This window comes from Bradyrhizobium sp. NC92 (assembly GCF_025200865.1).
Taxonomy (GTDB): domain Bacteria; phylum Pseudomonadota; class Alphaproteobacteria; order Rhizobiales; family Xanthobacteraceae; genus Bradyrhizobium.
This window is the reverse complement of record NZ_CP104171.1, coordinates 5,047,713-5,062,550: the sequence shown is the minus strand read 5'-3', so window position 1 is coordinate 5,062,550 and position 14,838 is coordinate 5,047,713. Positions and strand designations below refer to the sequence as shown.

The 14,838-nt window shown below is 62.5% G+C and carries 10 protein-coding genes; 6 read left to right on the top strand and 4 right to left on the bottom strand.

Features of this window, described 5'->3' with window-relative positions; translation table 11 throughout:
* Positions 1-34: 34 nt before the first annotated feature.
* Genes N2602_RS23755 through N2602_RS23745 form a run of 3 tightly spaced genes read right to left on the bottom strand, consistent with a single transcriptional unit; the run spans position 35 to position 2,958 of the window.
* Positions 35-964, bottom strand: a complete 930-nt coding sequence (locus N2602_RS23755; protein WP_260379630.1) for a carbohydrate ABC transporter permease — start codon at positions 962-964, stop codon at positions 35-37.
* Positions 961-2,127 (bottom strand): ABC transporter ATP-binding protein, encoded by a 1,167-nt coding sequence (locus tag N2602_RS23750; RefSeq protein ID WP_260379629.1) that lies wholly within the window; start codon positions 2,125-2,127, stop codon positions 961-963. Before N2602_RS23750 ends, N2602_RS23755 begins: the two co-directional genes overlap by 4 nt.
* 6 nt (positions 2,128-2,133) lie before the next feature.
* Positions 2,134-2,958 carry a metallophosphoesterase gene (locus N2602_RS23745; RefSeq protein WP_260379628.1) on the bottom strand — a complete coding sequence of 275 codons (825 nt, stop codon included), beginning with the start codon at positions 2,956-2,958 and terminating at the stop codon, positions 2,134-2,136.
* A 391-nt stretch (positions 2,959-3,349) separates the two neighbouring features.
* On the opposite strand from N2602_RS23745, the gene N2602_RS23740 reads away from it, so the two are divergent.
* Entirely contained in the window at positions 3,350-4,042 is a 693-nt protein-coding gene (locus N2602_RS23740; protein WP_260379627.1) for an MgtC/SapB family protein, read from the top strand.
* A gap of 623 nt (positions 4,043-4,665) precedes the next feature.
* Here the strand turns inward: N2602_RS23740 and lipA are convergent.
* Entirely contained in the window at positions 4,666-5,634 is a 969-nt protein-coding gene (gene lipA / locus N2602_RS23735) for a lipoyl synthase (protein WP_260379626.1), read from the bottom strand.
* 563 nt (positions 5,635-6,197) lie between these two features.
* Between lipA and aceE the strand changes: the two genes are divergently transcribed.
* From aceE to N2602_RS23710, 5 genes are read left to right on the top strand one after another with little or no spacing between them, the layout of a single operon-like run.
* The gene (gene aceE / locus N2602_RS23730; RefSeq protein WP_260379625.1) at positions 6,198-8,885 is read left to right on the top strand and encodes a pyruvate dehydrogenase (acetyl-transferring), homodimeric type; all 2,688 of its coding nucleotides are present in this window, start codon (positions 6,198-6,200) and stop codon (positions 8,883-8,885) included.
* A gap of 23 nt (positions 8,886-8,908) precedes the next feature.
* Positions 8,909-10,474, top strand: a complete 1,566-nt coding sequence (locus N2602_RS23725; protein ID WP_260379624.1) for a dihydrolipoyllysine-residue acetyltransferase — start codon at positions 8,909-8,911, stop codon at positions 10,472-10,474.
* A gap of 16 nt (positions 10,475-10,490) precedes the next feature.
* Positions 10,491-12,233, top strand: coding sequence for a dihydrolipoyl dehydrogenase (gene lpdA, locus N2602_RS23720; protein WP_260379623.1), 1,743 nt, complete (start codon positions 10,491-10,493; stop codon positions 12,231-12,233).
* A 42-nt stretch (positions 12,234-12,275) separates the two neighbouring features.
* Complete coding sequence (locus N2602_RS23715; protein WP_260379622.1) at positions 12,276-13,619, top strand: dicarboxylate/amino acid:cation symporter; 1,344 nt, start codon at positions 12,276-12,278, stop codon at positions 13,617-13,619.
* Between the two features lie 45 nt (positions 13,620-13,664).
* A complete protein-coding gene (locus N2602_RS23710) occupies positions 13,665-14,837 on the top strand; it encodes an acetyl-CoA C-acetyltransferase (RefSeq protein ID WP_260379621.1) in 1,173 nt (390 codons plus the stop codon).
* Position 14,838: the final 1 nt, after the last annotated feature.

Below are 14,838 nucleotides of genomic sequence, written 5' to 3'. Positions count from 1 at the left end.
GCAGGCGGGCGGGCGATCGTGGCCGATATGCGCGTCAATAGTGCACCCGTCGGTCGAGGATGAAGGTCTGCAGCACCGAGAACACCAGGGTGAACGCGAGGAAGACCAGCGTGAGCGTCGCCGCATAGCTCATGTGAAAGTACTGAAACCCCTCCAGATAGATGGCATAGAGCAACACCTCCGATGCGCCTCCGGGGCCGCCACGCGTCATCACCGCAACCGTGTCGAAGATCTTGAACGCCGTGATGAACGTCGTCACGGTCACGAACATCGTCGTCGGACCAAGCATCGGCCAAGTCACTTTCAGGAAGCGGTCGACGGGATGGCTCGCGCCGTCGATATCGACAGCCTCATAGAGGTCGCGAGGGATCGCCGAGAGACCGGCAAGGAACAGCACCATGTTGAAGCCGATGAGCTGCCAGATGCCGATCGCGGCGAGCGTCGGGATGACGAGGCGCGGCTCGCTCAGGAAGGCCGTCTCGGCGAAACCCAGTCCCTTGAGGGTCTGATTGATCAGTCCTAGGGTTGGGTGCAGCAGGAACTGCCACATCGTGGCCATCGCGATGAGCGTCGAGGTGACGGGAAGAAAATAGATGACCTCATAGAGGCTGCGCGTGCGCTTGCGCTGGTGGATCAGGATTGCGACGAGAAGCGAGATCAGGACGCCGCCGGGCACGACAATCGCCACGTAGAGCAGCGTATTGGTCACCGAGCGGCGGATCACGGGATCCTGCAGCGCTGCGCTGAAATTCTTAAAGCCCACGAACGAGAAGTCGAGCGCGCCCAGCTCGTAGTTGGTGAAACTCAGCAACGCGAGAGCAGCCAGCGGCGCCAGATTGGTCAGGAGCAGCAGGATGAAGGCCGGTGCCGCGAAGCCCAGGCCCGCGAACCATTCGATCCATCGCTGGCGGCTCGCTGGCGGCGCCGCGGCGAGCGGAGCGATTTGAGCCGCGACCGCGTTCATCGGACCTCACTCGCGCGGCGCACGTCGCGGCCGGCCGCATCGCGGCTTTCAACCTCGATGCGGCGGCCCTTGTTGTCGAACACGTGACAATCCCGTGGCTGGAAGGCGAGCGTGACCTCGCCCTCGGGAATCGGCATCTCATTGTCGATCCGGCAGAGCACCGCCACCTCCGGAGAGGCCACGAGGTGGAAGTGGAGGATGCTTTCCGATCCGAGGTTTTCGCGGCGCCGGAACCTGCATGTGACGGCGCACGGGCCGCCCCCGACCCGCATCGCTTCCGGACGCACGCCGATCGTCAGTTCCGCAGTCGGCGCGTTGCGAATATCGATCGGCAGCGTCCGGCCGAGCAGCTCGACCTGGCCGCCGGGGCCCACGCGGGCCGGAAAAAGATTGATCGCCGGACTGCCAATGAACTGCGCGACCGAGGTCGTGGCGGGCCGTTCATAGACGTCGGCGGGTGTGCCGAATTGGAGTATGTCGCCGTGATCCATCACGGCCAGGCGATCGGACATCGTCATCGCCTCGATCTGATCGTGCGTTACGTAGATCATCGTCACGCCGAGACGCGCGTGCAGCTCGGTCAGCTCGCCGCGCATGTGCACACGCAGCTTGGCGTCGAGGTTCGACAACGGCTCATCCATCAGGAAAGCTTGCGGATGACGCACCATGGCGCGGCCGAGCGCGACGCGCTGCCGCTGTCCGCCCGAAAGCTGTCCGGGACGGCGATGAAAGAAGGATTCGATGCGAAGCTGCTCCGCGACGGCCCGCACCTCGCGCGCGATCTCGGCCATCACGCGCCGGCGGCGGAGCGACAGATGACGCATCAAGGGCAGACGCTCGAACAGGTTGAGGCGCGTCATGGTGAGCGGCAGCGCGATGTTGTCGAACACCGACATGTGGGGATAGAGCGCGTAGTTCTGGAACACCATGGCGATTCTGCGCTCGTGAGGCCGCAGATGGTCGACCGAATTCCCGCTGATCGACACCGAGCCGCGATCCTGCGATTCGAGGCCGGCGATGATGCGCAGGAGCGTCGACTTGCCACATCCGGAGGGACCGACCAGCGTCAGAAACTCGCCGTCCGCAATATCGAGATCGATATTATTGAGGACGGCCGTGTCGCCGAAAGTCTTTCCGATACCGCGCAATGTGACGCCGGCCATCGGGGATCACGCCTCAGCTTCGCGCGGCGGATAGACCTCGTGGACGACGTCGTCGATCCAGTAATCGGTGAGGCCCGGCACCGGGCGAATGCTCACGTCGATGTTCTCGCCATTGATGTCGTAGACCACGGCCCCGAGCCGCGCGGTGCCGCCCATCGGCGGCGCCAGTTTCTCGCCGACCAGAAAGCCGGCTGCCGGCCCCCAAACGTAGTGCGTGCCGTTCAGCCGAATTTCATGCCAGCGGTGCAGATGTCCGCTGGCCACGATCTCGACCCGATACCGCCGCAGCAAATCCAGAAGGGCTAGACGCGGCTCCGGTTTGACCGACCAGTAACCGGTGTCGGCCTCAGTCGGCGACTCGATGAACAGCGGCCGATGCGTGAACCAGGCAATGTGACGCCCCGCGGCATCGGCCATCGCGGCCTCGAGCCATTGGGTCTGCCGCGCCTCCTCGGGTCCGCCGCCGAAGATCATTGAATTGAGCCCGATCAGGCGCCAGCCATCCACATCGCGTAGCCAGCAATCGTCACCGAAGTGGCGGCGAAAGCGATCGAGCCGCTCCTCATTCACCGGCTGATGCGGATTGCCCACCTCGCCGACGTCATGATTTCCGGGAACTACGGCAACAGGAATCCTGAGCGACGCCAGTTGCGCTGCACAATAGGCTGCATCGACTTCCTGATCGGCTGCATCAATAGTTACGTCGCCGGTGTGTATGACGAGATCTGGTTTATGCTGCTCGATCCAACTCGCGAGCGGTGTCCAGTTCGCGTTGAAGTTCCGCTTGCTCGGGCTGAGATGCGTGTCGGAAATCTGGATGATTCGGACCATGACGCCTCTGCTGGCTTCCTCTTTGCGGGGTGCGTCGGTCGTGCCAGCGGGCCTCACTGGATCGACCAGCGCCGCTCGCCTCTGCACGTTGAACGATCTTGGAATGAGATGACGTCCTGACGTTATCCTCCTTTGCCCACGCCATTCAGCGTTCTTGCATTCGGCAAGTATACATATGATCGATAGGTGTGACAAATGTAATTTTGGACTTGAGATCTTGTACTTTGGTCAGCCACTGATTCAGTTGGCTGCCATTGGATTCGACGCCGCATTTCCAGACGCTGCGTCTCGCGCAAGCTTCCATTCCAGCTCAGCTGCGATGTAGGGTGAAACATTGCAGTATGGTCAATTTCTAACTGGCGTTTGTCGACTGCGTTCAAAGAGGTGAGCCATGGGTCACGACGAACTGGTGATTATTGTCAGAGTTGCTGGTGCTCTCGCGATCGGTGCCATGATCGGATTCGAGCGCACTTTTCATGGACGCCCGGCAGGTTTTAGAACGCATTCCCTCGTCTGTATCGCGTCAGCCATTCTCATGATCGTCACGGTTTATCAGCACCAGTGGATGACATTGCTTGAACATGATGCCATCCGCACCGACCCAACCCGCATGGCGCAGGGTATCATGACCGGCATTGGATTTTTGGGAGCTGGCGTGATTTTTAAGGAGGGGCTGACTGTCCGGGGATTAACAACGGCTGCGTCCATTTGGGTGACGGCAGCTATCGGTATTCTGGTTGGAATCGGGTTCTGGTTTGCTGCGTTTGTTGGCTCCGTCGCAACCCTGATGGTGCTCGCGCTGTTCAGGGTCATCGAGGCTCGATTGCCTAGCGAGTTCTATGCCCACCACATGTTACGCTTTGCTCGGGACAAGGTGATGGGCGAATGCGAAGTCCACAAGATGATTGGCGATCACGGCTTTACGATTGCCAACCTTTCATCGCGACTAAGCGAAGGCGGGCAGCAGTTCGAATACCGGATGACAATCAAGAGCCGTGACAGGCTCAATGCCGAACGACTTGCCAAATATTTGCGCGGCCGGCCCGAGGTGGTTGAGTTTCGAATCACCCCGACGGGCGACTAGAGGCGCCCTTGGCATGACATCCTGCAGGAGCCAAAATTCTGGATCGCACTGGTCTTTGCACTAGCTCCGATCGCGATTGATTTGATCATCTTTATGTCGCGGCGACGAAAGCATTTAAACTAGAGGTCGTTTCGCCTGGATTGCCGCGTAGATGTCGCCTGTGGTCGGTGGTGGACCGTGACGAAGAGGCCTTTTCACGCCGAGAATGCGATGAAGCCTATGCTTACATTCCAGAACCCAAACAACCACCTTCGCAGTTGGAGTTTTCGCGGTAAGCGATTGGCCGATATGGGTCGGTATTGTCCAGTCTTGATCTTGTTAGCTGGAGCTAGCTCACACTGTCTCATGATGGATGGGAACGAGAGTTCAAGCGTTTCAATTGGTTAGAAGGCGTCGTGTGCACGACGTGTGCACCGGGAGATCAAGAAAAATCTCACCACAGCTAACGTGAGCAGGCCTGTGGCGCTTGGGCCGGATCCGGATTTCCGAGGGCAGGAGGCGGGCGAGTGCTTACGTGCAGTCAGCTGTTCGACGCGAAATGAGCGAAAATCGAGGATTTGACTCCCGCTCTCTCTGCGATTTGCGCAGTCGACGCAAATTGCGGTAGCGGGCGCGGCGGCGCGCTAGTCGCGCCTGCGTGCGCGCAATTCGCGGAACTGATCGCCGGCGTGATGAGAAGAGCGGGTCAACGGCGTTGCAGATACGAGCAAAAAGCCCTTGGCATAGGCGGTCTTCTCATAGCCGTCGAATTCGTCGGGCGTCACGAAGCTGACCACGGGGTGATGCTTTCGCGTGGGCTGCAGATACTGGCCGATGGTCAGGAAATCAACGTCTGCGGAGCGCAGATCGTCCATCAATTGCAGCACCTCGTTCCTGATCTCGCCGAGGCCAACCATGATACCGGACTTGGTGAAGATCTGCGGATCGATTTCCTTCACGCGTTGCAGCAGTCGGACCGAATGGAAGTAGCGCGCTCCCGGGCGCACTGCCAGATATTTCGACGGGACCGTCTCCAGATTGTGATTGAACACGTCAGGCTTCGCCGCCACGACCGTCTCGAGCGCGCCGTGCTTGCGCAGAAAATCCGGCGTCAGGATTTCGATCGAGGTCGCCGGGCTCGCCACGCGGATTGCGGCGATGGTCGCAGCGAAGTGTGCCGCCCCGCCATCTGCCAGATCGTCGCGATCGACCGACGTGACGACCACGTGCTCAAGCCCAAGCTTGGCAACGGCTTCGGCGACCTTGGCGGGTTCATCGGCATCGAGCGGGCCGGGCAGGCCGGTGCGCACGTTGCAGAATGCGCAGGCGCGCGTGCAAGTATCGCCCATGATCATGAAGGTCGCGTGCTTCTTCGCCCAGCATTCGCCGATATTCGGGCAGGACGCTTCCTCGCACACGGTTACGAGTTGGTTCTCGCGCACGATGCGTCTGGTCTCGGCCCAGGCATCTGAGCCCGGGGCCTTCACGCGGATCCACGCCGGCTTGCTCTGCAGGGGCGTCTCCGGGCGGTTCAGCTTCTCGGGATGGCGCGGCGCGTCCGGTCGCAGCTTCGCGCGCGGATCCTTGTTGAGGAGATCGAGTACGACGGTCATCTAGGCAACCTCGTGTTGCGCAAGAAAGGCGCGGAGTATTCAACGCTGGCGAATTGACGTGCGCGAAAATGCAAGACGGTCCTGCCATAGACATTCGGTGTTCGCGCAGCGTTAGTCAAATCGTCATGCACGTACGCGCCGACTGTTGTCCCGCCCATGGCTCGCGTTCGCGGCCGCTCATTACCGCCAACGCCCCCCGTTTGTCGGGCAGCTCACGGGTCCGATCTTTCGGGCGGAACCAGCAGCCCGTTTTCCGGAGCTTCAGACGAATGTCGGCCGATCATATCGGCGCGGTCGGGCGGCTGACCGACAATCCTGAGCAAAATGAAGGGCATGTGCGCGATCGCCATGCCTCTTCGAGGTCTGGCACAAATGCTGCTTAGATGGCTGCAAGAATAAGCAGATCAGAACAAGCACGGCGAGGGGAACGTTCAAATGCCAGCCAGCACATCTTTAACTTAGAGCGACGGGCATATCGCCTGCGTGGCATCGCGCGCCTCACCTAGAGGCGGCGCAATGAACGATGACGCCTGACTTCTGCTTGGCATGCAAGGGAGAGAGTAATGACAGTTGCGGACGCGCACGATTTGGATCCGCAGGAGACCCGGGAGTGGCTCGATGCCCTGTCGGCAATCCGAGGTCACCGCGGCAGCGAGCGCGCCGAATTCGTCGTCAACGCCGTCATTGCCGCCGCGCGCGGCGGCGGCCTCGCTATTCAGCAGACGCTGACTACGCCCTATTGCAACACGATTCCGCTGGATCAGCAGCCGCCGCTGCCGGGCGACCGCGCCATCGAGCACAAGCTGCGATCCATCATCCGGTGGAATGCGCTCGCCATCGTTCTGCGCGCCAACAAGGAAAGCTCGGAGCTCGGTGGGCACATCGCGAGCTTCCAGTCCGCCGCCACGCTCTATGACATCGGCTTCGGCCATTTTTGGCATGCGCCGACGGAAAAACACGGCGGCGATCTGATCTTCGTCCAGGGCCACTGTTCGCCCGGCATCTATGCGCGCGCGTTTCTCGAAGGGCGGCTGAGCGAGGATCAGCTGCTCGGCTTCCGGCAGGAGACCGGCGGCAAGGGCCTGTCGAGCTATCCCCATCCCTGGCTGATGCCGGATTTCTGGCAGTTCCCGACGGTGTCGATGGGGCTGGGGCCGCTGATGGCGATCTATCAGGCCCGGTTCCTGAAATATCTGGAGAACCACAAGCTGGCCGAGACCGCCAATCGCAAGGTCTGGGCCTTCATGGGGGACGGCGAAACCGACGAACCGGAGTCGCTCGGTGCGATATCACTCGCCGGCCGCGAGAACCTCGACAATCTGATCTTCGTCATCAACTGCAACCTGCAGCGGCTCGACGGACCGGTGCGCGGCAACGGCAAGATCGTTCAGGAGCTCGAAAGCGTTTTCCGCGGCGCCGGCTGGAACGTCATCAAGGTGCTGTGGGGATCGGGCTGGGATCGGCTGCTGGCGAACGACAAGAGCGGGTTGCTGCTGAAGCGCATGGAGGAATGCGTCGACGGCGAGTACCAGGATTTCAAGAGCAAGAGCGGCGCCTATATCCGCGAGCACTTCTTCGGCAAGTACGAGGAGCTGAAGCAGCTCGTTGCCGACATGAGCGACGACGAAATCTGGCAACTTGCGCGAGGCGGTCACGATCCGGAAAAGGTGTTTGCGGCCTATACCGCGGCGGTGAACCACAAGGGACAGCCGACCGTCATTCTGCCCAAGACCGTCAAAGGCTACGGCATGGGCGAGTCCGGCGAAGGCCAGATGATCGCGCATCAGGCCAAGAAGATGACTCAGGACGCGCTGCGCGGATTCCGGGACCGCTTCCAGGTCCCGGTCGCCGACGATGAGCTTGCCAAGGTGCCCTTCATCCGTCCGGCGGAAGATAGTCCGGAGATGACATATCTGCGCGCCCAGCGCGCAAAGCTCGGCGGCAGTCTGCCGCAGCGCCGGCGCAAATCCGCGTCCCTGCAAATTCCGCCGTTGTCGACGTTCCAGCGGCTCCTCGACGCGACCGGCGACCGCGAAATCTCGACGACGATGGCTTTCGTGCAGATGCTGGGCGCGCTGGTGCGCGACAAGGCGATCGGCAAGCACATCGTGCCGATCGTGCCCGATGAGTCCCGGACCTTCGGCATGGAGGGCATGTTCCGCCAGCTCGGCATCTATTCGTCGGTCGGCCAGCTCTACCGTCCCCAGGACGCCGACCAGCTCATGTACTACCGCGAGGACAAGACCGGGCAGGTGCTTCAGGAGGGCATCAACGAAGGCGGCGCCATGTCGAGCTGGATCGTCGCGGCAACGTCCTACTCGACGAACGACGTGCCGATGATTCCGTTCTACATCTATTATTCGATGTTCGGCCTGCAGCGCGTCGGCGACCTCGCCTGGCTCGCGGGCGACATGCGGGCGCGGGGATTTTTGCTCGGCGGCACCGCCGGCCGCACCACGCTGAACGGCGAAGGCTTGCAGCACGAGGACGGCCACAGCCACGTGCTTGCGGGCACCATCCCAAACTGCATCTCCTATGATCCCACCTTCGCCTATGAGGTGGTGACCATCGTGCGCGAAGGCATGCGCCGCATGTATGAGGCGCAGGAGGACGTCTACTATTACATCACGCTGATGAACGAGAACTACCCGCACCCCTCGCTCGCCGAGGCGGGCAAGGGAGCCGAGGAGGGCATCCTCAAGGGACTCTATCTGCTGAAGAACGGCGGCGAGACGGCGAAGAAGGGACCTCGCGTCCAGCTCGTCGGCTCGGGCACGATCTTGCGCGAGGTGATCGCGGCGGCGGATCTGCTCAAGGCGGACTTCGGCGTGACCGCGGACATCTGGAGCGCGACGAGCTTCAACGAGCTGCGTCGCGACGGCATGGCCACTGAACGCTGGAATCTGCTGCACCCGACGGAGCCGCGCCGCAAGAGCTGGGTCGAAGCGCAGCTCGAAGCCCATCCGGGCCCGGTCGTGGCGTCGACCGATTACATGCGCAACTATCCCGACCAGATCCGCGAGTATGTCCAGGCGGCCGGACGCCGCTATGTCGTGCTCGGCACCGACGGTTTTGGCCGCAGCGACTATCGCGTGAAATTGCGCAAATTCTTCGAGGTCGACCGGCACTACGTCGCGATCGCCGCGCTCAAGGCGCTGGCCGACGAAGGCACGATCAAGCCCGCGATCGTCGCGGAGGCCATCGCAAAGTACCAAATCGACGCCGGGCGCGCTGCGCCGTGGACCGTGTGAGACAGCGAGCCGAGGGCAGAGCGATGAGTGGTCTGATCGACATCAAGGTTCCCGACATCGGCGACTTCAAGGACGTGCCGGTGATCGAGATATTCGTCAAGCCGGGCGACAGGGTAAAGGCCGAAGATCCCCTGGTTGCGCTGGAATCCGACAAGGCGACCATGGAGGTGCCGTCGCCGCGTGACGGCGTCGTGAAGTCAGTGGTCGTCAAGGTCGGGGACAAGGTCAGCGAAGGCACGGTGATCGTCCAATTCGAGGGCGCGGGCGCCGAAGAGGCCGAGGCGCGCCCCGTCGTCAGCGCTCCGCCATCACCCGTCAGCGCGCCGGCCGGCGTTGCCGAGGTGCGCGTTCCAGATATCGGCGATTTCAAGGACGTCCCGGTCATCGAGATCTTCGTGAAGCCCGGCGACAGCGTGAAAGCGGAGGATCCGCTGATTGCGCTCGAATCGGACAAGGCGACGATGGAAGTACCGGCGCCGCTCTCGGGGATCGTGCGCGAGATCAAGCTGAAGACCGGCGACAAGGTCAGCGAGGGCGCGGTCATTCTCGTGCTCGCAACCGGCGAGGGAGCGCCGGCCGCGCCAGCAGCTGCTGCGCCGACACCCGCGTCAACGGCACCAGCCGCAGCCCCGGTGGCGCAGGCCGGCGCGGTCGACGAGAAGGCCTTTGCGCTCGCCTATGCGGGCCCCGCAGTCCGCAAGCTGGCGCGCGAACTCGGCGTCGATCTCGGCAAGGTCAAGGGTACAGGCAATCACGGCCGCGTCCAGCGCGAGGACGTCGAGGCCTTCGCCAGGGGCGGGGCTGCGCCCGCCAAGCCGCAGGCCGCTAGCGCAGGCGGAAGCGGTGTCGGCGGCATCGATCTGTTGCCCTGGCCCAAGATCGACTTCGCAAAGTTCGGTCCGATCGAGCGCAAGGAGCTCGGTCGCATCAAGAAGATTTCGGCGGCCAATCTGCACCGCAACTGGGTCGTCATCCCGCACGTCACCACGCATGACGAGGCCGACATCACCGAACTCGAGCAGTTCCGGGTGAAGATGAACAAGGAGCTCGAGAAGAGCGGCGTCAAGCTTTCGCTGCTGCCGTTCATGGTGAAGGCGGCCGTCGCGGCGCTGAAGAAGTTTCCGGAATTCAACGCCAGCCTCGACGGCGACACCCTCGTCTACAAGAATTACTGGCACATCGGCTTTGCCGCGGACACGCCGAACGGCCTCATGGTGCCTGTCATCCGCGATGCCGACAAGAAATCGATACCGGACATTGCCAATGAGATGAACGCGCTTGCCAAGCTGGCGCGCGAGGGCAAGATCAAGCCGGACCAGATGCAGGGCGGGACCTTCTCGATCTCCTCGCTCGGCGGCATTGGCGGCATTTATTTCACGCCGATCATCAACGCGCCCGAGGTCGCGATCATGGGCGTCTGCAAGGGCTACTGGAAGCAGCATTCGGCGGACGGCAAGACCTGGACGTCGCGTCTGACCTTGCCGCTGTCGCTCTCGTGGGACCACCGCGTCATCGACGGTGCGGCGGCCGCGCGCTTCAACGTCTATTTCGCCAACGTGCTCGCCGATCTGCGGCGCGTGCTGTTCTGAGGTTGGGGAGCGCAGTATGGCTCAGATCGCAGTCAAGGTTCCCGATATCGGCGACTTCAAGGACGTCGCTGTCATCGAGGTGATGGTGAAGGCCGGCGAGACCGTCGCCGTCGACACCAGCCTCATCATGGTCGAGTCCGACAAGGCGTCGATGGAGATTCCGTCCTCGCATGCCGGTGTCGTCAAGGACGTCAAGGTCAAGGTCGACGACAAGGTCAGCGAGGGATCTGTCATCCTCATGCTGGAGACGGCGGGAGCGGCGGCTGCCGCAACGCCGGCCCCGGCATCGCCGCCAGCCGCAACGGCGCCAACCGCCGCACCCGCCGCCGCGTCCCATTCGGGCAAGGCGGATCTCGAATGCGACATGCTGGTGCTGGGTGCGGGCCCCGGCGGCTACTCCGCCGCCTTCCGCGCCGCCGATCTCGGCATGAAAACCGTGCTGGTCGAGCGTTACGACACGCTCGGCGGCGTCTGTCTCAACGTCGGCTGCATTCCGAGCAAGGCGCTGCTGCACACGGCGTCCGTAATCGACGAGGTCAAGCATCTGCCCGACCATGGCATCACCTTCGGTGCGCCGCAGGTCGATCTCGACAAGTTGCGAGGATTCAAGGATGGCGTCATCAAGAAGCTGACCGGCGGCCTTGCCGGCATGGCGAAGGCCCGCAAGGTCGAGGTCGTGACCGGCGTCGGTACGTTCCTCAATCCACATCACGTTGAAGTGGTCACCGCGGCGGGAAAGAAGACGGTCAAGTTCGCCAAGGCCATCATCGCTGCGGGCAGCCAGGCCGTGAAGCTGCCTTTCCTTCTTGAAGATCCTCGCATCGTCGATTCGACAGGTGCGCTGCTTCTGAGGTCGATCCCCAAGCGCATGCTGGTGATCGGCGGCGGCATTATCGGGCTCGAAATGGCCACGGTCTATTCGACGCTTGGCGCGCGCATCGACGTCGTCGAAATGCTCGATGGGTTGATGCAGGGAGCCGACCGTGACCTGGTCAAGGTCTGGGAGAAGATGAACGCGCGCCGCTTCGACAAGGTCATGCTGAAGACCAAGACGGTCGGCGCGAAGGCAACCGAAGCCGGGATCGAGGTGAGGTTCGAGTGCGAGCAGGCGCCTGCCGAGCCGCAGGTCTACGATCTCGTTCTCGTGGCGGTCGGCCGAAGCCCGAACGGCAACAAGATCGGCGCTGAGAAGGCCGGTGTTGCCGTAACCGAGCGCGGCTTCATCAACGTCGACAACCAGATGCGCACCAACGTCGCGCATATCTTTGCGATCGGCGACATCGTCGGCCAGCCGATGCTGGCACACAAGGCCGTGCATGAAGCCCATGTGGCCGCCGAAGTCGCCCACGGCGAAAAGTCGTATTTCGACGCGCGCCAGATTCCGTCCGTCGCCTACACTGATCCCGAAGTGGCCTGGGCGGGCAAGACCGAGGACCAGTGCAAGGCCGAAGGCATCAAGTTCGGCAAGTCGGTGTTCCCGTGGGCCGCATCCGGCCGCGCCATCGCCAACGGCCGCGACGAGGGTTTCACGAAGCTGCTGTTCGATACGACGACCCGCCGCATTATCGGCGGCGGAATCGTCGGCACGCACGCCGGCGATCTCATCAGCGAGATCTGCCTTGCGATCGAGATGGGATGCGAGCCGGCCGATATCGGCAAGACCATTCATCCGCATCCGACGCTCGGCGAGTCCATCGGCATGGCTGCAGAGGTGTTTGAGGGCCACTGCACCGACCTGCCGCCTCAGAAGAAGAAATAGCGTCGTCTGTCGTACGCAGCACGTAGCGAGGGAGGAGAAACAATGTCTGTAGCTACCACGGCGACGTCCGGAGCGACGACCGCGACGCAGAAGAAGCCGTTCTACCGGGTTCTCTATGTCCAGGTGCTCGTGGCGATCGTGCTCGGCGTCATGGTCGGCTGGCTTTGGCCGGATCTCGGCAAGAACGACTGGATCAAGGCGATGGGCGACGGCTTCGTCAAGCTGATCAAGATGGCCATTGCACCGATCATCTTCTGCACCGTCGTCTCCGGCATTGCCCACATCTCCGAAGTCAAGAAGGTCGGCCGGGTCGCGGTCAAGGCGTTGATCTACTTCGAGATCGTCTCGACCTTTGCGCTGGCGCTGGGCCTGATCGTCGCCAATGTGCTGCGCCCGGGTTCGGGATTCCAGGGGCAGTCGAACGCCGCAGCCGTCGCCGGCTACGCGAAACAGGCGAGCGAGATGAAGTCGGTGGACTTCGTTCTGCACGTCATTCCGGACACCGTCGTCGGGGCATTCGCCCAGGGCGAAATCCTGCAGGTCCTGCTGTTTGCCATCCTGTTCGGTTTTGCCCTGATGGGGCTCGGCGAGCGGGCTCATACGGTCCGGTCGTTCGTGGACGACGTTGCTCATGCGATGTTCGGCGTCATATCGATCGTGGTCAAGGTCGCACCGATCGGCGCCTTCGGCGCGATGGCCTACACGATCGGTCGCTACGGTCCCCAGGCGCTCGGCAATCTCGCGGGTTTGATCGCGACTTTCTATCTCACGGCGTTTCTGTTCGTGGTCGTTGGGCTCGGCATTGTCGCTCGCATTGCCGGCTTCTCGATCCTCAAGTTCCTCAAATACATCAAGGACGAGCTGCTGATCGTGCTCGGCACCTCGTCCTCGGAGAGCGCACTGCCGCAGATGATGGAGAAGCTTGAGAAACTCGGCTGCTCCAAGTCCGTCGTCGGACTGGTGGTGCCGACCGGCTATTCCTTCAACCTCGACGGCACCAACATCTACATGACCCTGGCGACGCTCTTCATCGCCCAGGCGATGAACGTCGAGCTCTCCTTCGGCGAACAGATGACGATCCTCGTCGTTGCGATGCTGACCTCGAAAGGCGCTTCGGGCATCACGGGGGCGGGATTTATCACGCTGGCTGGCACGCTCGCCGCCGTCAGGCCCGAACTGCTCCCCGGCATGGCGATCGTTCTCGGCATCGACAAGTTCATGAGCGAGTGCCGGGCGCTCACCAATCTCTGCGGCAACGGCGTTGCCTGCGTGGTGGTGGCGTGGTGGGAAGGCGAGCTCGACCGCGACATGCTGCGCGCGGGGCTCGAACGGGAGATTGATCTAACTGACTTCGAGACCGCCGTCACCGAGGGGCGAGGTCTCTGACGGCGGAGCAGTGCACATCAAATCAGAGAGAATCGGGAGTTGATCATGACGGATGTGGTAATTGTTTCTGCGGCTCGGACGCCGGTTGGCTCCTTCAACGGAGCGTTCGGCTCGTTGACCGCTCATGAACTTGGGGCGGTGGCGATCAAGGGCGCCCTCGCGCGCGCAAAAGTCGCGCCGGAAGAGGTCGACGAGGTCATTCTCGGGCAAGTCCTCGCCGGCGGCGAGGGGCAGAATCCCGCCCGGCAGGCCGCCATGGCTGCCGGCATTCCGCAGGAGAAGACCGCGTGGGGCATGAACCAGCTCTGCGGCTCGGGTCTGCGCTCGGTCGCGCTCGGCCTGCAACAGATCGCCAATGGCGATGCCAAGGTCATCGTCGCGGGCGGCATGGAGTCGATGTCGATGGCGCCGCATCTGTCGCATCTGCGGGGCGGCACCAAGATGGGCGACGTCAAGTTCATCGACTCCATGCTGAAGGATGGCTTGATGGATGCGTTCCACGGCTATCACATGGGTGTCACCGCCGAGAACATCGCCGTCAAATGGCAGATCACCCGGGAAGAGCAGGATGCGTTCGCCACCAGCTCGCAGAACAAGGCCGAGGACGCGCAGAAGGCCGGCCGGTTCAAGGACGAGATCGTTCCGGTCACCGTCAAGACCCGGAAGGGTGACGTCGTCGTCGATGAGGACGAATACATCCGTCCGGGCACGACGCAGGACGCGCTTGCCAAGCTGAAGCCGGCGTTCAACAAGGAAGGCTCGGTGACCGCCGGCAATGCCTCGGGCATCAACGATGGTGCGGCTGCCCTGGTGTTGATGAGCGCCGACGAAGCGAGCAAGCGCGGTCTCACCCCGCTTGCCAAGATCGTCTCCTGGGCGACCGCGGGCGTCGATCCCGCCGTGATGGGCTCAGGGCCGATTCCCGCGTCTCGAAAAGCGCTCGAGAAGGCCGGTTGGAAGGTCAAGGACCTCGACCTCGTTGAGGCCAACGAAGCCTTCGCGGCGCAGGCGATCGCAGTCAACAAGGACATGGGCTGGGATCCGTCGATCGTGAACGTCAACGGCGGCGCGATTGCCATCGGCCATCCCATTGGCGCCTCCGGTGCGCGGGTGCTGACGACGCTTCTGTTCGAGATGCAGAAGCGCAACGCCAGGAAGGGTCTCGCCACGCTGTGCATTGGCGGTGGCATGGGCGTCGCCCTGACGGTCGAGCGCTAGG

Bases quoted from the DNA above. Each gene is read 5' to 3' on its own strand.
- N2602_RS23755 (WP_260379630.1), bottom strand. From the start codon at position 964: ATGAACGCGGTCGCGGCTCAAATCGCTCCGCTCGCCGCGGCGCCGCCA.
- N2602_RS23750 (WP_260379629.1), bottom strand. From the start codon at position 2,127: ATGGCCGGCGTCACATTGCGCGGTATCGGAAAGACTTTCGGCGACACG.
- N2602_RS23745 (WP_260379628.1), bottom strand. From the start codon at position 2,958: ATGGTCCGAATCATCCAGATTTCCGACACGCATCTCAGCCCGAGCAAG.
- N2602_RS23740 (WP_260379627.1), top strand. From the start codon at position 3,350: ATGGGTCACGACGAACTGGTGATTATTGTCAGAGTTGCTGGTGCTCTC.
- lipA (WP_260379626.1), bottom strand. From the start codon at position 5,634: ATGACCGTCGTACTCGATCTCCTCAACAAGGATCCGCGCGCGAAGCTG.
- aceE (WP_260379625.1), top strand. From the start codon at position 6,198: ATGACAGTTGCGGACGCGCACGATTTGGATCCGCAGGAGACCCGGGAG.
- N2602_RS23725 (WP_260379624.1), top strand. From the start codon at position 8,909: ATGAGTGGTCTGATCGACATCAAGGTTCCCGACATCGGCGACTTCAAG.
- lpdA (WP_260379623.1), top strand. From the start codon at position 10,491: ATGGCTCAGATCGCAGTCAAGGTTCCCGATATCGGCGACTTCAAGGAC.
- N2602_RS23715 (WP_260379622.1), top strand. From the start codon at position 12,276: ATGTCTGTAGCTACCACGGCGACGTCCGGAGCGACGACCGCGACGCAG.
- N2602_RS23710 (WP_260379621.1), top strand. From the start codon at position 13,665: ATGACGGATGTGGTAATTGTTTCTGCGGCTCGGACGCCGGTTGGCTCC.